General features: G+C 69.5%; 20 protein-coding genes and 1 riboswitch (1 of these 21 running past the window's edge). Of the genes, 12 read left to right on the top strand and 8 right to left on the bottom strand.

Translation table 11 applies throughout. The features are described from left to right. Nucleotides 1–45: 45 nt before the first annotated feature. Nucleotides 46–168: riboswitch (TPP riboswitch) on the top strand. A 78-nt stretch (nt 169–246) separates the two neighbouring features. From thiO to MSPGM_RS02550, 6 genes are all read left to right on the top strand, one after another. Next, a complete protein-coding gene (thiO, locus tag MSPGM_RS02575; RefSeq protein WP_012752103.1) occupies nt 247–1,482 on the top strand; it encodes a glycine oxidase ThiO in 1,236 nt (411 codons plus the stop codon). Continuing rightward, the gene (thiS, locus tag MSPGM_RS02570; protein WP_003604492.1) at nt 1,479–1,691 is read left to right on the top strand and encodes a sulfur carrier protein ThiS; all 213 of its coding nucleotides are present in this window, start codon (nt 1,479–1,481) and stop codon (nt 1,689–1,691) included. Before thiO ends, thiS begins: the two co-directional genes overlap by 4 nt. Before the next feature lie 2 nt (nt 1,692–1,693). Then, complete coding sequence (locus MSPGM_RS02565; protein WP_012752102.1) at nt 1,694–2,515, top strand: thiazole synthase; 822 nt, start codon at nt 1,694–1,696, stop codon at nt 2,513–2,515. A gap of 6 nt (nt 2,516–2,521) precedes the next feature. Then, entirely contained in the window at nt 2,522–3,139 is a 618-nt protein-coding gene (locus MSPGM_RS02560; RefSeq protein WP_003604532.1) for a thiamine phosphate synthase, read from the top strand. 283 nt (nt 3,140–3,422) lie between these two features. Then, a complete protein-coding gene (locus MSPGM_RS02555) occupies nt 3,423–4,217 on the top strand; it encodes an inositol monophosphatase family protein (RefSeq protein WP_003604530.1) in 795 nt (264 codons plus the stop codon). Nucleotides 4,218–4,299: 82 nt separating this feature from the next. Beyond that, nucleotides 4,300–4,845, top strand: coding sequence for an adenine phosphoribosyltransferase (locus tag MSPGM_RS02550; protein ID WP_003604529.1), 546 nt, complete (start codon nt 4,300–4,302; stop codon nt 4,843–4,845). Nucleotides 4,846–4,970: 125 nt separating this feature from the next. Here MSPGM_RS02550 and purQ read toward each other — a convergent pair whose 3' ends face one another. The 5 genes from purQ to MSPGM_RS02525 form a co-directional block, all read right to left on the bottom strand. Further along, entirely contained in the window at nt 4,971–5,651 is a 681-nt protein-coding gene (purQ, locus tag MSPGM_RS02545; RefSeq protein WP_261926146.1) for a phosphoribosylformylglycinamidine synthase subunit PurQ, read from the bottom strand. Further along, on the bottom strand, nt 5,651–5,890 hold the full coding sequence (gene purS / locus MSPGM_RS02540) for a phosphoribosylformylglycinamidine synthase subunit PurS (RefSeq protein ID WP_003604525.1): 240 nt from the start codon (nt 5,888–5,890) through the stop codon (nt 5,651–5,653). Before purS ends, purQ begins: the two co-directional genes overlap by 1 nt. Nucleotides 5,891–6,081: 191 nt before the next feature. Continuing rightward, nucleotides 6,082–6,306 carry a hypothetical protein gene (locus MSPGM_RS02535; protein WP_003604524.1) on the bottom strand — a complete coding sequence of 75 codons (225 nt, stop codon included), beginning with the start codon at nt 6,304–6,306 and terminating at the stop codon, nt 6,082–6,084. A 182-nt stretch (nt 6,307–6,488) separates the two neighbouring features. Then, nucleotides 6,489–7,091 carry an ActR/PrrA/RegA family redox response regulator transcription factor gene (locus MSPGM_RS02530; RefSeq protein ID WP_003604522.1) on the bottom strand — a complete coding sequence of 201 codons (603 nt, stop codon included), beginning with the start codon at nt 7,089–7,091 and terminating at the stop codon, nt 6,489–6,491. A gap of 36 nt (nt 7,092–7,127) precedes the next feature. Continuing rightward, the gene (locus tag MSPGM_RS02525; protein WP_003604520.1) at nt 7,128–8,522 is read right to left on the bottom strand and encodes an ActS/PrrB/RegB family redox-sensitive histidine kinase; all 1,395 of its coding nucleotides are present in this window, start codon (nt 8,520–8,522) and stop codon (nt 7,128–7,130) included. A gap of 145 nt (nt 8,523–8,667) precedes the next feature. Here MSPGM_RS02525 and MSPGM_RS02520 point away from each other — a divergent pair, with 145 nt between their 5' ends. Both MSPGM_RS02520 and MSPGM_RS02515 read left to right on the top strand, forming a co-directional pair. Further along, on the top strand, nt 8,668–9,912 hold the full coding sequence (locus tag MSPGM_RS02520; protein WP_003604518.1) for a polyhydroxyalkanoate depolymerase: 1,245 nt from the start codon (nt 8,668–8,670) through the stop codon (nt 9,910–9,912). A gap of 95 nt (nt 9,913–10,007) precedes the next feature. Next, on the top strand, nt 10,008–10,733 hold the full coding sequence (locus tag MSPGM_RS02515; protein ID WP_003604516.1) for a M48 family metallopeptidase: 726 nt from the start codon (nt 10,008–10,010) through the stop codon (nt 10,731–10,733). Between the two features lie 86 nt (nt 10,734–10,819). On the opposite strand, the gene MSPGM_RS02510 is transcribed toward MSPGM_RS02515, so the two are convergent. Beyond that, a complete protein-coding gene (locus MSPGM_RS02510; RefSeq protein WP_003604514.1) occupies nt 10,820–11,239 on the bottom strand; it encodes a hypothetical protein in 420 nt (139 codons plus the stop codon). 236 nt (nt 11,240–11,475) lie between these two features. Here MSPGM_RS02510 and MSPGM_RS02505 point away from each other — a divergent pair, with 236 nt between their 5' ends. Genes MSPGM_RS02505 through MSPGM_RS02490 form a run of 4 tightly spaced genes read left to right on the top strand, consistent with a single transcriptional unit; the run spans nt 11,476 to nt 16,462 of the window. Beyond that, nucleotides 11,476–12,018, top strand: a complete 543-nt coding sequence (locus MSPGM_RS02505; protein WP_003604513.1) for an invasion associated locus B family protein — start codon at nt 11,476–11,478, stop codon at nt 12,016–12,018. A 59-nt stretch (nt 12,019–12,077) separates the two neighbouring features. Beyond that, complete coding sequence (locus tag MSPGM_RS02500; protein ID WP_209687983.1) at nt 12,078–12,710, top strand: hypothetical protein; 633 nt, start codon at nt 12,078–12,080, stop codon at nt 12,708–12,710. Between the two features lie 45 nt (nt 12,711–12,755). Beyond that, nucleotides 12,756–14,810, top strand: a complete 2,055-nt coding sequence (locus MSPGM_RS02495; RefSeq protein WP_043708101.1) for a glycosyltransferase family 2 protein — start codon at nt 12,756–12,758, stop codon at nt 14,808–14,810. Beyond that, entirely contained in the window at nt 14,807–16,462 is a 1,656-nt protein-coding gene (locus MSPGM_RS02490; protein ID WP_003605937.1) for a glycosyltransferase, read from the top strand. The genes MSPGM_RS02495 and MSPGM_RS02490 overlap by 4 nt, the downstream gene beginning before the upstream one ends. 6 nt (nt 16,463–16,468) lie before the next feature. On the opposite strand, the gene purC is transcribed toward MSPGM_RS02490, so the two are convergent. Together purC and nth are read right to left on the bottom strand one after the other, a co-directional pair. Beyond that, a complete protein-coding gene (gene purC / locus MSPGM_RS02485) occupies nt 16,469–17,263 on the bottom strand; it encodes a phosphoribosylaminoimidazolesuccinocarboxamide synthase (RefSeq protein ID WP_003605938.1) in 795 nt (264 codons plus the stop codon). A 193-nt stretch (nt 17,264–17,456) separates the two neighbouring features. Further along, nucleotides 17,457–17,805 carry the 3' portion of an endonuclease III gene (nth, locus tag MSPGM_RS02480; protein WP_003605939.1) on the bottom strand. The gene runs 353 nt beyond the window's last position, so only the last 349 of its 702 coding nucleotides appear in the window; its start codon lies off the right edge, out of view; the stop codon is at nt 17,457–17,459.

Here is a 17,805-nt window from a genome sequence, read left to right as displayed (position 1 = left end):
GGCTCCGGGAGGGATTGACCGCGCGCCGGCCGGGGCCCACATCCAAGCTGTTCCAGGGAGATCCCCGACAAGGGGCTGAGAAACCGCTATCGCCGTCGCCGGCAGCGCGGAAATCCTTCGAACCTGATCCGGCTCATACCGGCGTAGGGATTGGACCTGATGGGGCGCTCGTTCGAGCGGACCCGCTTCTATCGAAGCACATGGTGCCAGTTCCTGCGGGCAGACCCGTGGAAGGCACGTTTTTCGATGTCAGACCTGCTGACCTCCCCGATCGGCCAGCGCCGCAGTCTCACGATACGGCCGCGCGCCGCGGAGTTGCCGCAGCGTGCCGACGTCGCCGTGGTCGGCGCGGGGCTGATCGGCCTGTCGATCGCGTGGCAGCTGGCGCAGGCCGGCCGCTCGGTGGCCGTGGTGGAGCGCGGGAACGTCGGAAGCGGTGCGAGCCTCGCCGCGACCGGCATGCTGGCGCCGGCCGCCGAGCACGAGCCGGGCTCCGATCTGCTGTTGCCGCTGGCGCTCGAATCCCTGCGCCGCTGGCCGGCTTTTCGCGACGCGCTCCAGGCGGCCTCGGGCCGCGAGATCGATTACCGCACCGACGGCACCCTCGTGATCGCCATCGGCCGCGACGAGGTGGAGCGCCTGCGCTTCCGCCACGACCTGCAGCGCCGGTCGGGCGTCGCGGCCGAATGGCTGTCCGGCCCGGAGGTGCGCGCGCGTGAGCCGCTGCTGCGCCCCAACGTCACCGCCGGCATCCTCTGCCCCCTCGACGCGCAGGTCGATCCGCGGCTCGTGATGGAAGCGCTGCTGCGCGCCTGCGAGGCGGCCGGCGTCGTCATCAGCGAGGGCGTCGCGGTCGAGGGGCTGGAGCGCCGGGGCGGGCGCGTCACCGGCCTGCACGCCGCCGGCCGCACGCTCGCTGCCGACACGGTGATCCTGGCCGCCGGCGCCTGGAGCGGCGATGCGAGCCTGCTTCCCAGCGACTTGGACGTGCCCGACCTGTCCGTGCCGGTCCGGCCGCTCAAGGGGCAGTCGCTGGCCCTGCGCACGACCAAGCGCACCGGCACTCTCTCCCGCATGGTCTGGACCGACGCGGTGCACATGGCGCCGAAGGGCGACGGGCACCTCATCGTCGGCGCCACGGTGGAGGATTGCGGCTTCACCAGCGGTGTCACCGCGGGTGGAATGTTCGCCTTGCTGGAGGGCGCGCGGCGGGTTCTGCCCGGTATCGAAGAAATGGAGATCGACGCGGTCTGGAGCGGCTTCCGCCCGACCTCGGACGACGACGCACCGATCATCGAGGAGGCTGCACCCGGCCTCGTCCTCGCCACCGGCCATCACCGCAACGGCTACCTGCTCGCCCCCGCCACCGCCGACGCCGTGGCGACGCTCCTCACCGAGGGCGCGCTGCCGGACTTCGCCCGCGGCTTCGGACGGGCGCGCTTCGCGTCATCGTATCAAACCGGGGGGAGGGCCGTGGCATGAGGCTGACCGTCAACGGAGAGACCTGCGAGCGCGAGGCGGCCGACCTCGCCGCCCTGTTCGCGACGGAGGCCGAGGAGCGGGGCATCGAGAGTGCCCAAGGCATCGCCATCGCCGTCAACGGCCGCGTCGTGCGCAAAAGCGCCTGGGCCGAAACGTCACTCAACGAGGGCGACCGGATCGAGATCGTCCGCGCCATGCAGGGAGGCTGACCATGAACCATCACGACACCACCCTCGCCCAGACCAACGCCGCAGAGGACGCAACCGGGGACGATGCGCTGGAGATCGCCGGCATCCGGCTTGCCTCGCGGCTGTTCATCGGCACGGCCGGCTATCCCAGCCAGGAGATCATGGCGCAGTCGGTGCGCGCCTCGGGCGCGGAGGTCGTCACCGCCTCGATCCGCCGCGTCTCGCTCCAGGGGCACGGCTCGGACACCTTCCAGAAGCTCAAGGGCGCGCGCTTCCTGCCCAACACCGCCGGCTGCGAAACGGCCCGCGACGCGATCATGACCGCCGAACTCGCCCGCGAGGCGCTCGGCACGTCCTGGATCAAGGTCGAGGTGATCGGCGACCGCGAGACGCTCTATCCGGATGTCACCGAGCTGCTCGAAGCCTGCCGCCACCTCGTGGACGACGGCTTCACGGTGCTACCCTACTGCAACGACGACCCCGTGATCTGCGAGCGGCTGGCCGATCTCGGCTGTGCCGCGGTGATGCCGATGGGCTCCCTGATCGGCTCCGGGATGGGCATCGCCAATCCGGCCAATATCGAGCTGATCTGCCGCCGGGCCAAGGTGCCGGTGATCGTCGATGCCGGTATCGGCACCGCCTCGGACGCGGTGATCGCGATGGAGCTGGGCGCCGCAGCCTGCCTCGTCAACACCGCCGTGGCGAAGGCCGACGACCCGGTGCGGATGGCCGGCGCCATGCGCCACGCCGTCGAGGCGGGCCGGCTCGCCCATCTGGCCGGGCGCATTCCGCGCCGCGGCCGGGCCGAGCCGTCGAGCCCGCAACTCGGCCTCGTCGGTTCGTGAGGGCGGGTGACGCTCCCGCCGCTCCTCGTCGTCACCGACCGCCACGGCGCGGCACGGCCGCTGACTGAAACCGTCCGCGCGGCGGTGGCGGGCGGCGCACGCTTCGTCTGGCTGCGCGATCGCGATCTCGACCGCGACGCGCGACGGGATCTCGCCCGCGACTTGATCGGTCTCCTTCAGCCGGTCGGCGGGCGGCTCGTTGTCGGCGGTGACACGGATCTTGCGGCCGAAATCGGAGCGCAGGGCGTGCACCTGTCGAGCTCTGCCGGGATCGACGGCATCCGCGCGGCGCGGATGGCACTCGGCGCCGCGGCGCTGATCGGGTTCTCCGCTCATTCCGTTGCCGAGATCGCGGCGGCTGGGGCGGCAGGCGCCGACTACGCCACCCTCAGCCCGATCTTCCCGACTGCGAGCAAGCCCGGCTACGGCCCCGCCCTCGGCCTCGCCTCCTTGCGTGCCGCGGCAGCCCATGGCGTTCCGGTTTTCGCGCTCGGCGGGATCGACGGGGGCAACGCCCGCGCCTGCCGCGAGGCCGGGGCGGCGGGTGTCGCCGTGATGGGTGGCGTGATGCGCGGGTCCGATCCGCGCGCCGCTACCGGTCGGTTCGTCGCCGCGCTTACCTGAGGGCGGCGATGCCGGTTGGCCGACCACCGTGTCCGGATCGCCCGTGCCGCCGGAGCAGCCGATGATCCGGCCTTCGACTTCCAACCGGAATCCGGCAGGCGCGGCCGTCGACTCTGCGCGAGGTTTTCACGCTCCCTGCGTGCCTCTCCGGGTCCAGCGCCGGACCCTGTGGGATATCGCCCCTGCGCCGATCACCCCTGGCGCTGCGGCGTAAGGCGTATAGAAGCCCTGACAGATTTCTTTTCCAACGAAGGCGCCCGGCCAGGGCTGCGAGCCGAACCGCATGATCAACTCTCCCCTCATGACCGTCATGGTCGATGCCGTGCGCAAGGCCGCCCGTGGTCTCAAGCGCGACTTCGGCGAGATCGAGAACCTCCAGGTCTCCCGCAAGGGCCCCGGCAACTTCGTCTCGGCCGCCGACCGGAAGGCGGAGGAGGTCCTGCGCGACGCGCTGATGAAGGCGCGGCCCGGTTACGGCCTCATCATGGAGGAGAGCGGGACCATCGAGGGCACCGACCGGAGCCACACCTGGCACGTCGATCCCCTCGACGGAACGACGAACTTCCTGCACGGCATCCCGCATTTCGCGATCTCGGTCGGGCTCGAGCGCGACGGCCAGATCGTCGCCGGCGTGATCTACGATCCGGCCAAGGACGAGCTGTTCATCGCCGAGCGCGGCAAGGGCGCCTTCCTCAACAACCGCCGCCTGCGCGTCTCCGGCCGACAGGATTTCGCCGACGCGCTGGTCGCCTACGGCACGCCCTATCTCGGCCGCGGCAGCCATGGCCGGCTGCTCAAGGAGGTCGCCGCGGTGATGGCGGTCTCCGGCGGCACCCGCCGCCTCGGCTCGGCAGCGCTCGACCTCGCCTATGTCGCCTGCGGCCGGACCGACCTGTACTGGGAGCGCGACCTCCAGACCTGGGATATCGCGGCCGGCATCATCCTCGTGCGCGAGGCCGGCGGCTTCGTCTCCAGCGCGGATGGCGGCGCCGAGCCGCTCGCGGCCCGCTCCGTGGCCTGCGGTAACGAGGTGTTGCACCGTGAGTTGATCGGCCTGCTGCGTAAGGCCGCCGCGTAACGGGCGGGGCTCCCTCGCGCCCCTCGCTCCTCGCCACCGTTCCCATCGAACGTCCCGCATCGCCGTCAACCGAGCACCCCGCATGGAAGCCCGCCGCCACTCCGCCCTGAAGGACTCGGTCCGCTCGATTCCCGACTATCCGAAGCCGGGAATCATTTTTCGCGACATCACCACTCTGCTCAGCGATCCGCGCTCGTTCCGCCGGGCGGTCGATTCGCTGGTGCACCCCTATGCGGGCGGGCGGATCGATCAGGTCGCGGGCATCGAGGCGCGCGGCTTCATCCTCGGCGGCGCCGTGGCGCACCAGCTCTCCTCGGGCTTCGTGCCGATCCGCAAGAAGGGCAAGCTGCCCCACAAGACCGTCTCGACGGCCTATGCACTGGAATACGGCACCGACGAGATCGAGATCCACGTCGATGCGATCAAGCCGGGGGATCGGGTGATCCTCGTCGACGACCTCATCGCCACCGGCGGCACGGCGACGGCGGCGGTGAACCTTCTGCGCCAGCTCGGTGCCGAGGTGGTAGCCGCCTGCTTCGTGATTGATCTGCCGGAGATCGGCGGCGCCCAGCGCCTGCGGGATCTCGGTGTTACCGTGCGCACGCTGATGGAATTCGAGGGGCACTGAGCCCCTCACGGCGCCAGGGTTTCTGCTTCGCCTCGCGATGACGGGGAGGCAACTCCTCGGCCGTCATCGCGAGCGTCAGCGCAGCGATCCGGCCGCGCGACGTCCCCTATTCGGGCGATCGGCCCTCAGGCCGCCAAGCTGTCGAACAGGCCCTTGCCGTCAGTGCCGCCGACGAGCCCATCCACGAAGTTCTCGGGGTGGGGCATCATGCCAAGCACGTTGCGCTGCTCGGAATAGATCCCGGCGATGGAGTTGAGCGAGCCGTTGCGGTTCGCATCCTCCGTCAGCGCACCGCCGGCTTCGCAGTAGCGGAAGGCGATGCGGCCCTCGCCTTCGAGCCGGCCGATCGTCTCCGAATCGGCGAAGTAGTTGCCCTCGCCATGCGCCACGCAGACGTCGATCACCTGACCCTCGGTATAGGCCGAGGTGAACCGCGTGTCGGCGCGCTCGACCCGAAGGAACTGCCGGTGGCAGATGAAGCGGCGATTGACGTTGCGCATCAGCACGCCGGGCAGCAGGCCCGATTCGCACAGGATCTGGAAGCCGTTGCAGATGCCAAGCACGAGGCCGCCGCGGGCGGCGTGCGCGCGCACCGCATCCATGGCCGCCGCCCGGCCGGCAATCGCGCCGCAGCGCAGATAGTCGCCGTAGGAGAAGCCGCCGGGTACCACCGCGAGGTCGGTGCCGGCCGGCAGTTCGGTGTCGGCGTGCCACACGCTGACGACCTCCGCACCGGAGCGGCGGAGTGCGCGGGCCACGTCGCCGTCGCGATTCGAGCCCGGAAAGACGACGACGGCGGCGCGCATCAGGCGATCTCGACGGTGTAGTTCTCGACGACGGTGTTCGCGAGCAGCTTCTCGCAGGCGGCCTTCAGCGTCGCCTCGGCCTGTTCGCGGTTCTCGGAGGCGACCTCGAGGTCGAACACCTTGCCCTGGCGTACGCCGGAGACCTCATTGATCCCGAACGACTTCAGGGCCGCTTCGATCGCCTTCCCCTGCGGATCGAGAACGCCTGTCTTCAAGGTGACGACGATGCGGGCTTTCATGGCGGGCACTCGTTTAGAAAATCGGCGGGCCGCGCCGCGTAGGGCGGCGATGCCGGGGATGGAGGAAGCTGCGCTCGATCGCGTGCGAGTGAGCCGGACTTTTCAAGGCGAACCGGGAGCAGGCGAGGCGCAGCTTGCGGGATCCCAGAAATCTATCGCGGTTTTGTGAAGGGGTCACCGCACGAAAAAGATCAGCGGCGTAGAGTCGAGCCGATCGGCTCGGCTTCAGTGGCGCGGCGCCAGAGCTGGACCATGATCCAGGCGGCGACGAGGCTGAACAGCGCCATGAGCACGTGGCCGACTTGGTCGCCGAGATCGAGTAATCCGGCCAGCGCCCAGCCGGCGGCAATGGCTGCGGCGAACACTTCCGTGCCGACCAGCACCATGAGGCCGAGTATCGTGATGAGGTTCCGCATACCCGCGTAAGCCTGTTCCGCTCTTCAAGCGGCGAACTAGCCCGAGGCCGGGGCCCGGCGCAACCGCCCGGAACGAACGAGCAGACACAGATAGGGTATGAATGCGTCGGGCCTGCGCGTGCGCAGCCGTATTTTGGCAACGAAAAGGGCCGGCGGTTTCGATCCGCCGGCCCTTTGTAGATTTAGCGCGGCGCGCGCTTGGCGAGGATACGCTGGAGCGTACGCCGGTGCATGTTCAGGCGCCGTGCCGTCTCGGAGACGTTGCGGCTGCACAGCTCGTAGACGCGCTGGATATGCTCCCAGCGCACCCGGTCGGCCGACATCGGGTTCTCCGGCGGGTCGGCCCGCTCGCCCGGCTGCGCCATCAGCGTGCCGTGGATCTCGTCGGCATCAGCCGGCTTGGCAAGATAGTCGAAGGCGCCGAGCTTGACCGCCGTCACCGCCGTGGCAATGTTGCCGTAGCCGGTTAGGATCACGCCCCTTGCCTCGGGGCGGCGCTCCTTGAGGCGGGCGATCACGTCGAGCCCGTTGCCGTCGCCGAGCCGCATGTCGATCACGGCGAAAGCGGGCGCCTTGGTCTCGACGGCCGCGACGCCCTCGCTGACGCTCTCGGCCACATGGACCTCATATCCGCGCGCTTCCATCGCGCGGGCGAGGCGGGTCGAGAAAGGCTTGTCGTCGTCAACGATCAGCAGGCTGCGATCGCTGAAGGCGGAAAGGGGATCGGCATCGGAAAGAAAAGCGGTGTCGGAGCCCGGCACCGTCGTCCCGCTCTGCGTCAGCATGCGGTGCTCCTCGTCGGTTCGTGTCATCTCTCTGCATTATATGGGTGCGGCATCCCGTTCCGTTAGGGGTCGCAGAGAATTGTGCGCAACGCGATGGGGCACAATCACCTCCCTCTCGAAAATGTGACGGGCCCACGTCACCCGCACCAGCGCACCGTGCTGTCCCACCTCCGTGATGTTGGACAGGAGGAGCTGCGCGCCAGAGCGCTCGATCAACGTCTTGGCGATGAACAGGCCGAGTCCGAGCCCTCCGCCGACCTCGTCGGGATTCTGCGAACGGTCGCGATTCCGGGTGGTGACGTAGGGCTCCCCAGCCCTCAACAGCACTTCGCTGGGGAAACCGGGGCCGTCGTCGCGGACTGTCAGCGTGACGCGCTCGGCGTCCCACCCGGCTTCGAGCACTACGCGCGATTCGGCGAAGTCCACGGCGTTGTCGAGGATGTTGGCAAGCCCGAACATCACCCCGGGATTGCGGCGGCAGACCGGCTCCGGCCCGTCGCCCTGCCGCACGACCTCGACGGCGACGCCGAGCGCCCGCTGAGGCGCTACCAGTTCCTCCACGAGATGGCCGAAGGTGACGGTCTGGAGGAAGGTCTCACCCTCCTCGTTCTCCTCGCCCATGGAAGTGAGCTTCGAGAGAATGCCGCGGCAGCGGTCCACCTGATCGCGCAGCAGGCTCAGATCCTCGGCGATGGCGGGCGAGGCGGTCGGACCGAGCTGCCGGTCGAGCTCCTTGGCGACAAGCATAATGGTGCCGAGCGGCGTCCCGAGTTCGTGCGCCGCGGCCGCGGCCAGCCCGTCGAGCTGCGACAGGTGCTGCTCGCGGGCGAGCACCAGTTCGGTCGCGGCCAAAGCCCGTGCGAGCTGGCGCGTCTCCTCCGCCACCCGCCACGCGTAGACGCCGGTGAAGGCGGTGCCGAGCAGGATCGCGGTCCAGACCCCCGAGACGTAGAGGAAGGGCAGCTCGATCCGCCCATCGGCGAACCAGGGCAGGGGGCGGTGGACGAGGGCGAGCAGGGTGGCGAGCCCGACCGCCAGCAGACCGAGCGCCAGGGTCCGCTCCGGCGGCAGGGCGGTGGCCGAGATCAGGACGGGGGCGAGGAACAGGAGCGAGAACGGATTCTGCAGGCCGCCGGTGAGGAACAGCAGGCCCGCGAGCTGCACGATGTCGAAGGCGAGAAGCAAAGCCGCCGAATCGTCGCTCAACCGGTAGCTCGCGGGAAAGCGGATTCGCAGCGCGAGATTCAGCCAGCACGAGGTGGCGATGACGAGGAAGCACCAGCCGAAGGGCAGGTTGAGCCCGAGCCCGAACTGCGCGCCGACGACGGCCGCACTCTGGCCAGTGAGCGCGAGCCAGCGCAGGCGAACGAAGGTGTCGAGCCGCAGGTGGCGGCCCGTTGGGGTCAGGGTCTTGTGAGCCGCTTCCATCATGGTGCGGCTACGATAGGGCTCGCAGGGGGAACGTCCACGGACGCGTGACCCGGCCGTGTAACTTTGAAGGATTTCTCCACCTGCAACATTCGATAAGATCGATGTGAGCACGGCCGACTCGGAGGCCGCGCCGGGGAGTGCCGAAATGGACCTGGCATATATCTGGTACGAGACGGCCCGCGCGATGTTGACGCCGGCCCGGCTCGCGGCGGATGCCGCTCGGCACAGCCTGGCGAATCCCGGCAATCCGTTCGCCTACGGCCCCTATGCCCGCTCGGCGGCCGCCGCGCTGGAGATGTTCGAGCGCGTAACCCGCCGCTACGGCAAGCCGGCCTTCGGCCTGCCGACGACCGTGATCGACGGCCAAGTCGTCCCGGTCTCCGAACGCGTCGTCTGGGAACGGCCGTTCGGCCGGGTGATCGCCTTCGATCGGGCGCTGCCCGCCGGGCATTCGGAGCCGCAGCCCAAGCTCCTGATCGTGGCGCCCATGTCGGGCCATTACGCGACGCTCCTGCGCGGCACCGTCGAGGCGATGCTGCCCAACCACCGGGTCTTCATCACGGATTGGTCCGACGCGCGCATGGTCCCGTTGTTGGACGGGCGCTTCGACCTCGGCACGTATATCGATTACCTGCAGGCGATGTTCCGTGACCTCGGGCCGGACCTGCACGTGATGGCCGTCTGCCAGCCCGCCGTACCGGTCTTCGCCGCGGTTGCGCTGATGGAGGCGGCGGATTCGGCCCACGTGCCGGTCTCGATGACCCTGATGGGCGGGCCGATCGACACCCGCCGCTCGCCGACCGCCGTGAACTGCCTCGCGCAGGAGCGCGGCATGGCCTGGTTCGAGAAGAACTGCATCACGGTGGTGCCGCCGCTCTATCCGGGGGCGATGCGCCGGGTCTATCCCGGCTTCCTGCAGCTCTCGGGCTTCATGGCGATGAACCTCGATCGCCACGTCACCGCCCATACCGACATGTTCCATCACCTCGTGACCGGCGACGGCGATTCGGCGGAGAAGCACCGCGACTTCTACGACGAGTATCTCGCGGTGATGGACCTGACGGCGGAATTCTACCTCCAGACCGTACAGACCGTCTTCGTCGATCACGCCCTGCCGCGCGGGCGGATGCGTCATGACGGACGGCTGGTCGATCTCTCGGCGATCCGCCGCTGCGCCATCCTCGCCGTCGAGGGCGAGAACGACGACATTTCCGGCGTCGGCCAGACCAAGGCCGCCCTCGATCTCACGCCGAACCTGCCCGATGCCCGCAAGGCCTACCACATGCAGGAGAAGGTGGGGCATTACGGCGTGTTCAACGGCTCGCGCTTCCGGTCCGTCATCGCCCCGCGCATCGCCCGCTTCGTGCGTGAGATGGAGGGAAGTGCCTGACCGCGAGACGGGCAAGCATCCGATCAGGTGGATTTCCGGTGAGAGAGGGATTGCTGGGATGGCTGAGGCGGCCGGCTGCGGCTAGGCTCGCGGGCATGACGCGCGCCCTGCTGCGACGGCCGGATCCGGATCACATCGAGATCGCTCATGACGGGCAGACCTTCCGCATCGCCATTCTGCGGCGGCCGACCGCGCGCCGGTTGACCCTGCGGGTTTCGAGCGCGACCGGCACGGTGGTGCTCACGCTGCCGACCCGGTCGTCGCTCGCCACGGCTCAGAAGTTCGCGCAGAGCCACGGCGGCTGGATCGCCACCCGCCTCGCCAAGCTGCCCGAGCGGGTGCCGTTCGCGGAAGACTCGGTCATCCCGCTCCGCGGTTTGCCGCACCGGATCGTGGCGCGTGAGGGCCGCGGCATGGCCGAGGCGGACCCCGCGAGCGCGACGCTCGCCGTCCCGGGCGATCCGGCGCACATGCCGCGCCGCGTCCGCGAATTCCTGATGCGCGAAGCCCGGCGCGACCTGTCGCAGTCGGTGGCGGTCTACGCGACGCGCCTCGGCCAGCGGCCGGCGCGGGTGACGTTGCGCGACACCCGCAGCCGCTGGGGGTCCTGCACCGCTCGCGGCGAGCTGAATTTCTCCTGGCGGCTGATCCTCGCGCCACCGGTGGTGCTCGATTACCTCGTCGCCCACGAGATGGCGCATCTGCGCGAGATGAACCATTCCCCCCGCTTCTGGGCGCTCACCAACGAACTTTGTCCGCATGTGGATGAGGCGGAGCGGTGGCTGAAGCGGCACGGCTCGGAGCTGCACCGCTACGGCTGATCCCCAATCCGGCCGATCCCTGCGGGACGGCGGATTCGGGCGATCCTCAGGCGTCGCCTCCGGTCTGATCGACTGGAGGAACCGGCTCAGTACTTCGTCACGACCGCTCGGCTGCGGGCCGGCGCGGCCTCGGCAGGCCAAGTCGGGCGCGGATTGACGTGGCCCGGCCACAGGGTGCGGGGCGCGACGTTGTCGCAAACCTCGCGCTGGCGCAGGTAGGTGGGGCGGCCCATCGCATCGCGGCGCATCACGGTGCCACCATCCCGGCAGAAGCCGGCGATCGCCGCCGCATCGCCACGACGGCGCCCGCGCGGATTCCGCTCCACCGGCGGATGCTCGATGGTGAGCGGCGCCTGATGGTTGAGGGAGCGCTCGACATAGGTCGTCGTCGCCTCGGGCGGGAGGTAATCCGATTCCTCGAACGGCAGGGAAAGGGCGGAGGCACCCCCGGAACCCACTGCGACCAAGAGGGTCGCGAGGGCGAGGGGGGAGGCGAGGCGGCGCATGGCGGTTTCCTCGGATGATCGAGAGCTTGACCTTACCTTAGGGCAGGCGGGCCGCGAGGGGTAGCCGCTTTGCCCCATTCCCGACACACCCTCGCCGCGATTGCTTGACACCGGGAAACCTGCATGGTCCCAACGCCCGAGGCCGCGCGGCACCTCCGAACGCCTCCACTGCGTCAGCGCGAGGGGCATCCGCCGGAGCCGGCCGCCGTCTCGAGAAGCGATCGATCGGAGTTCGTATGAGTCTGTTTGCGGGCGTGGTTCGGGCTTTGCGTCCTGGGACCGGCCGCCGCCTTGCGCTGGTGGCCGCGACCGCTGCGACGGTGCTGGCCGGGGGCGGCGCCGCACAGGCCCAGGGGACCGTGCGCAAGACCTTCGACGATTGGCAGTTGCGCTGCGAGACGCCGGCCGGTGCCAAGGCCGAGCAATGCGCCCTCGTGCAGTACGTGGCGGCGGAAGACCGGCCGAACCTCAACCTCGTCGTCATCGTGCTGAAGATCGCCGACAACCGCGGCTACCTGCTGCGGGTGCAGGCCCCGCTCGGCATCCTTCTGACCTCCGGCCTCGGCCTCAAGATCGATCAGACCGACATCGGCCGCGCCAGCTTCGTGCGCTGCCTGACCATGGGCTGCGTCGCCGAGGTGGTGATGGATGACGGCTTGATCAAATCGATGCGCAACGGATCGCAATCGACCTTCATCGTCTTCCAGACGCCGGAGGAGGGCGTCGGCATCCCGGTCTCGATGAAGGGCTTCGGCCCCGGTTTCGACGCGCTCAAGTAGGATCGTTCGGCTCCGGAGCGTTCAGGGATCGCCGGGAAAGGGCAGGGAACGGTCAGACGATGCGCAGGGCGTTGATCATCCTCGGTGGATTGGTGCTGGCCGTGCCCGGCACCGCGCGAGCCGAACCGGGCAGCTTCTTCAAGAACATGTTCGGTGGCCGCGAGGGCGACGCGCCGGCGGTCACCGCGCCGCGGGCGCAGGACCCCGACGACGTCTATTGCCCGCCGGTCTTCGTTCCGGACGGCGGCGCCGCCGTCCAGGCGTTCGCCGGCGCCGCGGGCGACAACCGGCGCCTGCGCCATCAGATCGTGCTCGGCCGGCTCAGCCGCGAGTGCAAGGCGCGGCCCGACGGCTCGGTCGCGGTGCGTGTCGGCGTGGAGCTGCGTGCCCTGCTCGGTCCGGCCGGTGCATCCGGGCGTTTCGAGGTGCCGGTGAGCATCGGCGTGAAGTTCAATGAGCAACCCGTGATGATGCGCAGCCACCGTGTCGCGGTGGCGGTTCCAGCAGGCGCCGCGCAGGGCGAGGCGACGGTCATCGAGAACGATCTCACCGTGCCCGCCGACAAGGCGATGGGCTACGACATCGAAGTGACCCTGGCCGGCGCCTCAGCGCGCCCGAAGCCGGCCGTGCGCCGCCGCAAGCCCGCACCCGCCGCAGCGGCGGAACAGGGTGAGGCCCCGGTCGCACAATGACGGAATTGTCCGCGCAGCACGGCTGGAAACGCGCCGGAGGACGGCATCGCCAAGCCTGATGCAAGGCGGGGCGATGGGCGGGACCTGTGGCGGGGTCGGGAGACGTCGTTCTCCCTGGTATCCACCGACGACCCCCTGTTCGACTGCCGCCTCCTGCTGTCGCCCCCTGATCGGAGACCGTGGCAGGACCGTTGGATCGTCCTGACCTACACGCTGCCCGTACGAGCGCGGCCGCAGAGGCCGCTGCTGCGCCTGCTCCGCAGCGCCGGTCGACGCGACAGCTTCGTGCTGCCGGGTGTGGCCCTCGGCGCCGCGCGCTGGCTCGGCTACCTGCCGGGCGATTGCCAGGGCATCGAAATCGCGGCCGAGCCGGGCTTCGTGCTGGAGCGCGTCGGCCTGCGGAGCAGCGCGAGCGTCTTTGCGGAGGCGCTGCTGAAGCGGCCGGGACGCGCCGCAGCAGCCCTGCGCGCGGGTCTCGCGCGCGACGAGCGGCGCTGGCGCGACAGCCTTCGCGGGGCCTGCGCGGTGTCACCCCTTGCCCGCTATCCGGCCTGGAAGGCGTCGCGGCTGTTTCGCGCCGCATCGACCGAACCGAGATCCGGCGCGCAGATCCGTCTGGTTCTTCCCGCTCCCTTCGCGCAGGCCGATGCGGTGGCGCGCAGCGTCGCGAGCCTGCGCACCCAGACCCATCAAGACTGGTCCCTTCACATCGCCTGGACGGACGGCGCCCCGCCGACGAGCCCGGCTATCGACGGGCGCGTGCTCTCCACCTCATGGAATCCGGCCGCGACGCTGCACGAGCTTGCCGGAGGGGCCGACCTGTTCGGCCTGCTCCGCTCCGGCGACGTCCTGGCGCCTGAGGCATTGCACCTGCTTGCCAAGAGCCGGGAGGCCGAGGCGGCCGAGATGGTTTATGCCGACGAGGAGACCGCCGGCCGGACGCTGAGGCCGCGCCTCAAGCCGGACTGGAGCCCCGATCTCGCGCTTGCCACGGGCTATGTCGGCGCGCCCGCGCTGATCGCCGGGGACTTCCTCGCCGGCCTGCCCGCGGAGCCGGTGGACACGCCCGACGCTTTGGCTGTCACCCTCGATCTCGCGGTCGGGTCCGCGACCCGTGTCGTCCACATCCCCCGCATCTTGTGCCGTCGCGAGCCCGTCACGGCCGATCCGGCCGCCCGCGCGCCGCACCTCGACCGGCACCTGCGCAGCACGGGATCGTCGGCGCGTGCGGCGCTCCGCGACGGCCGCCTCGATCTTCAATGGCCGCTGCCGGACCCGGCACCGCTCGTCAGCATCATCATTCCCTCTCGCGACCGGCTCGACCTGATCGCGCGGGTCACCGAGGATGTCCTCGAAAAGACGCCCTATCCCGCCCTCGAACTGGTGATCGTGGACAACGGCTCGAAGGAGCCGGCCGTGCTCGATCTGTATGAGCGGTTGCGCCTCGATCCACGGGTGCGGATCGAGCCCTATCCGCACCCCTTCAATTTCTCGGCGCTGGTCAATGCCGGTGCGCGAGTGGCGCGCGGCGACGTCCTCGTCCTGCTCAACAACGACGTGGCGGTGCTGCGACCCGACTGGCTCGACGTCCTCGTTACCCAGGCGGTCCGGCCGGAGGTCGGCGCGGTCGGCGCGAAACTCCTCTACGAGGATGGGCGCCTTCAGCACGTTGGCGCCGTCGTCGGACTCGGCGGCGAGGCCGGCCATATCCTGCGCCGCCGCCCCGCCGACACGCCCGGCCATCTCGATCGCTTGAGCGTGGCGCACGAGGTCTCGGGCGTCACTGCGGCCTGCCTCGCCGTCACGCGCGAGAAGTATCAGGCCGTCGGCGGTTTCGACGAAGAGACCTTTGCCGTCGACTTCAACGACATCGACTTCTGCCTGCGCCTCGGCGCGCGGGGCTGGAAGACGGTGTGGACACCGCATGCGGTGCTGTCTCACCTCGAATCGGTGAGCCGCGGCCGGCCGGTCGGTGCAGCCCGCGCGCGCTTCGAGCGCGAGGCCGCCGCCTTCACCGAGCGCTGGCGCGACGTGATCCGGCACGATCCGTTCTACCATCCGGCCCTCTCGCTCACGACCTTCGGCGAGGAGCTGGAATGAGCGCCGACGGCTTGCCCCCCGCATGGCCCGACGCCCTGCTCTTCGCCGCCGAGCCCGTCCTGGGACGCCTCGCGCGGCTTGCCCGGGCGCTCCGCCATCCGAAGCGGGCTCTGCCGATCCTGTCGGCGCGGCTCTCCGGCCGGCGATTGCGGGCAGCGCAGGCTTTCGTCGCGCTGGTCGGCGCCCATCATCATCTGGACCGGCCCCGTATCATCCCACCGCCGAGCGAACCGCATGCCGCCCTCGCGGCAGCCGGGATCGAGCGCGTTGTGACGGATGCGACGGGCGCGATCCGCATCACCGCGGACGGGCCTCCGATCGTCCTGCTCACGTCCGACGGCCAGCACATCGCGGCCGGCGCGGCGGCCGCCATCGCCGCCGCCTTCGCCGATCCGGATCGTCACGCGATTTACGGCGACGCGTTATTCAGCCACGTCGCCCACGGCCCCTGGCTTCCCCTGCTGCGTCCGGCCTTCGATCGGGACTACCTGCGCACGGTCGATTATCTCGGCCCCGTCATCGCCCTTCGCCGCGCCAGCGTGATCGGCCTCGACGCCGTTCCCGGCGCTGCCGCGCTCGACCTGACACTGGCAATCGCGCACTGCTTCGGCACCGGCGCCGTGTGCCACCTCCCGCGCGTTCTCTCCTTCGGCCGCTTCGACGAAGGAGGGGAGGGGCGAGCCGCACGGCGGGAGGCGGTCCGGCGCGATCTCGATCGGGCGGGGGAGGGGGGCACGCCCGTCCTGGTCGGGCAAGACGGCGTGATCCGCCTCGACCGGCCCCTGCCGGAGCCGCGCCCCCTCGTCAGCTTGATCGTCCCGACCCGCGACCGGCTCGACCTGCTCCAGCCCTGTATCGAGAGCCTGCGTCACCGCACCGACTGGCCGGCCAAGGAGATCCTGATCTGCGACAATGACAGTCGCGATCCCGAGACGCTCGCCTATTTTCGCACCCTCGAGGCGGAAGGCGCGGCGCGGGTCGTCGCCTGTCCGGGACCTTTCGACTTCGCCGCGATCAACAACCGCGTGGCGGCGCAGGCCCGCGGACGCCTCCTCGCCTTCATCAACAACGACGTCGAGGCCGAAGCGCCGGACTGGCTGGAGCGCATGGTCCGCGAAGCCTTGCGCCCGGAGATCGGCGCGGTCGGGGCCCGGTTGGTCGATGGGGAGGGCCGGATCCAGCATGGCGGGATCGTGCTCGGCACCGGCGGTCTCGTCACCCATGGCCATCGCCATTTCGCCGGGGATGCAGCGGGCTATCTCGGCGCCCTGCGCGCCACCCGAAGCGTCTCGGCCGTGACCGCCGCCTGCCTCGTCATCGAGGCGGTCAAGTTCTCTCGCGTCGGTGGCTTCGATTCATTGACCTTCGCCATCGATTTCAACGACGTCGATCTCTGCCTACGGCTGAACGCCGTGGGTCTGCGGACCCTCTATGTCGGCGGCGCCCGGCTCCATCACCGGGAATCGGCGAGCCGCCGGCCTTCGCCGGCGGCGGCCGCCCGACACCGTGCCGAGGTCGAGGCGCTGAAAAAGCGATGGGGGCCGCTGCTTGCGCAGGACCCCCATTATCATCCGGGCTTCGACCCGGATCTCTCGACTCATCTCCGCCTTCGCCGAGGCTGGACCGGCCTGGAGCCGGCCGAGCCCCGCTGAAGACGCTTACTGCACTAGGCGCGGGCCGCCGGCCTGAACCTTCTCGTTCTCGGACATGATGCCGAGACGCTTGGCGACCTCCGTATAGGCCTCGATCAGGCCGCCGAGATCCTTGCGGAAGCGATCCTTGTCGAGCTTGTCCGAGGACTTGATGTCCCACAGCCGGCACGAATCGGGGGAGATCTCGTCGGCGACGACGATGCGCATCAGGTCGCCCTCCCACAGGCGGCCGGTCTCCATCTTGAAGTCGACGAGACGGATGCCGACACCGAGGAAGAGGCCCGACAGGAAATCGTTGACGCGGATGGCGAGCGCCATGATGTCGTCGATCTCCTGGGGCGTCGCCCAGCCGAACGCGGTGATGTGCTCTTCCGACACCATCGGGTCGTTGAGCTGATCGTTCTTGTAGTAGAACTCGATGATCGAGCGCGGCAACTGCGTGCCTTCCTCGAGCCCGAGCCGCGTCGCCAGCGAACCGGCGGCGACGTTGCGCACCACCACCTCGAGCGGAATGATCTCGACCTCGCGGATCAGCTGCTCGCGCATGTTGAGCCGGCGGATGAAGTGCGTCGGCACGCCGATGTCGTTGAGGTGCTGAAAGACGAACTCGGAGATCCGGTTGTTCAGCACACCCTTGCCGTCGATCACCTCGTGCTTCTTCGCGTTAAAGGCGGTCGCGTCGTCCTTGAAGTGCTGGATGAGCGTCCCCGGCTCCGGTCCCTCGTAGAGGACCTTCGCCTTGCCCTCGTAAATGCGACGGCGGCGGTTCATAGGCGTGTACCGTGGTTTGAGGAAGTCCATGGGGCCGAGGCTCCTTCGGAACTGGCACTTGAGGCGAAATCCGCGGCGCGGCGGCCCGTCTGGCGGGCAGACGACCGGATTATGCTTCCCGAGAGAGACATGTCCGGCCGCCTTAGCATCAATCTACCGGAACGAGGTTTGCAGCACAACGCGTTGGCCGGGCAACGCATTGCCGCCGTGGACGCAGACCCGCCTAATCCCCGGCCGATATGGGGGTAAGTGCCGTCGTCTTCGAGGGGTAGCGGCACAGATCAGCGATGCTGCAACGCGGACATTCCGGCCGGCGGGCCTTGCAGATGTAGCGCCCGTGCAGGATCAGCCAGTGATGTGCGTTGAGCCGGAACGGCTCCGGCACCCGCGCCTCCAGCCCCGCCTGCACCCTGTCGGTCGTCGCTGCGGAAAACAGGGGAATGCGGTTCGAGACGCGGAAGATGTGGGTATCGACCGCGATCCGCGGCACGCCGAAGGCTACGTTGAGCACGACGCTCGCCGTCTTCGTCCCGACGCCCGGCAGCACTTCCAGGGCCTCGGCCTCGCACGGC

The organism is Methylorubrum sp. GM97 (assembly GCF_024347855.1).
Taxonomy (GTDB): Bacteria; Pseudomonadota; Alphaproteobacteria; order Rhizobiales; family Beijerinckiaceae; genus Methylobacterium; species Methylobacterium extorquens.
This window is presented reverse-complemented; position numbering and strand designations above follow the sequence as displayed.

What these genes read in the sequence shown, in the direction of transcription:
- purC (WP_003605938.1), bottom strand. Translation starts at nt 17,263, where the DNA reads ATGGACTTCCTCAAACCACGGTACACGCCTATGAACCGCCGCCGTCGC.
- MSPGM_RS02525 (WP_003604520.1), bottom strand. Translation starts at nt 8,522, where the DNA reads ATGATGGAAGCGGCTCACAAGACCCTGACCCCAACGGGCCGCCACCTG.
- purS (WP_003604525.1), bottom strand. Translation starts at nt 5,890, where the DNA reads ATGAAAGCCCGCATCGTCGTCACCTTGAAGACAGGCGTTCTCGATCCG.
- MSPGM_RS02500 (WP_209687983.1), top strand. Translation starts at nt 12,078, where the DNA reads ATGCGCAGGGCGTTGATCATCCTCGGTGGATTGGTGCTGGCCGTGCCC.
- MSPGM_RS02535 (WP_003604524.1), bottom strand. Translation starts at nt 6,306, where the DNA reads ATGCGGAACCTCATCACGATACTCGGCCTCATGGTGCTGGTCGGCACG.
- MSPGM_RS02505 (WP_003604513.1), top strand. Translation starts at nt 11,476, where the DNA reads ATGAGTCTGTTTGCGGGCGTGGTTCGGGCTTTGCGTCCTGGGACCGGC.
- purQ (WP_261926146.1), bottom strand. Translation starts at nt 5,651, where the DNA reads ATGCGCGCCGCCGTCGTCGTCTTTCCGGGCTCGAATCGCGACGGCGAC.
- MSPGM_RS02565 (WP_012752102.1), top strand. Translation starts at nt 1,694, where the DNA reads ATGAACCATCACGACACCACCCTCGCCCAGACCAACGCCGCAGAGGAC.
- MSPGM_RS02555 (WP_003604530.1), top strand. Translation starts at nt 3,423, where the DNA reads ATGATCAACTCTCCCCTCATGACCGTCATGGTCGATGCCGTGCGCAAG.
- MSPGM_RS02550 (WP_003604529.1), top strand. Translation starts at nt 4,300, where the DNA reads ATGGAAGCCCGCCGCCACTCCGCCCTGAAGGACTCGGTCCGCTCGATT.
- thiO (WP_012752103.1), top strand. Translation starts at nt 247, where the DNA reads ATGTCAGACCTGCTGACCTCCCCGATCGGCCAGCGCCGCAGTCTCACG.
- MSPGM_RS02490 (WP_003605937.1), top strand. Translation starts at nt 14,807, where the DNA reads ATGAGCGCCGACGGCTTGCCCCCCGCATGGCCCGACGCCCTGCTCTTC.
- thiS (WP_003604492.1), top strand. Translation starts at nt 1,479, where the DNA reads ATGAGGCTGACCGTCAACGGAGAGACCTGCGAGCGCGAGGCGGCCGAC.
- MSPGM_RS02510 (WP_003604514.1), bottom strand. Translation starts at nt 11,239, where the DNA reads ATGCGCCGCCTCGCCTCCCCCCTCGCCCTCGCGACCCTCTTGGTCGCA.
- MSPGM_RS02520 (WP_003604518.1), top strand. Translation starts at nt 8,668, where the DNA reads ATGGACCTGGCATATATCTGGTACGAGACGGCCCGCGCGATGTTGACG.
- MSPGM_RS02515 (WP_003604516.1), top strand. Translation starts at nt 10,008, where the DNA reads ATGACGCGCGCCCTGCTGCGACGGCCGGATCCGGATCACATCGAGATC.
- MSPGM_RS02530 (WP_003604522.1), bottom strand. Translation starts at nt 7,091, where the DNA reads ATGCTGACGCAGAGCGGGACGACGGTGCCGGGCTCCGACACCGCTTTT.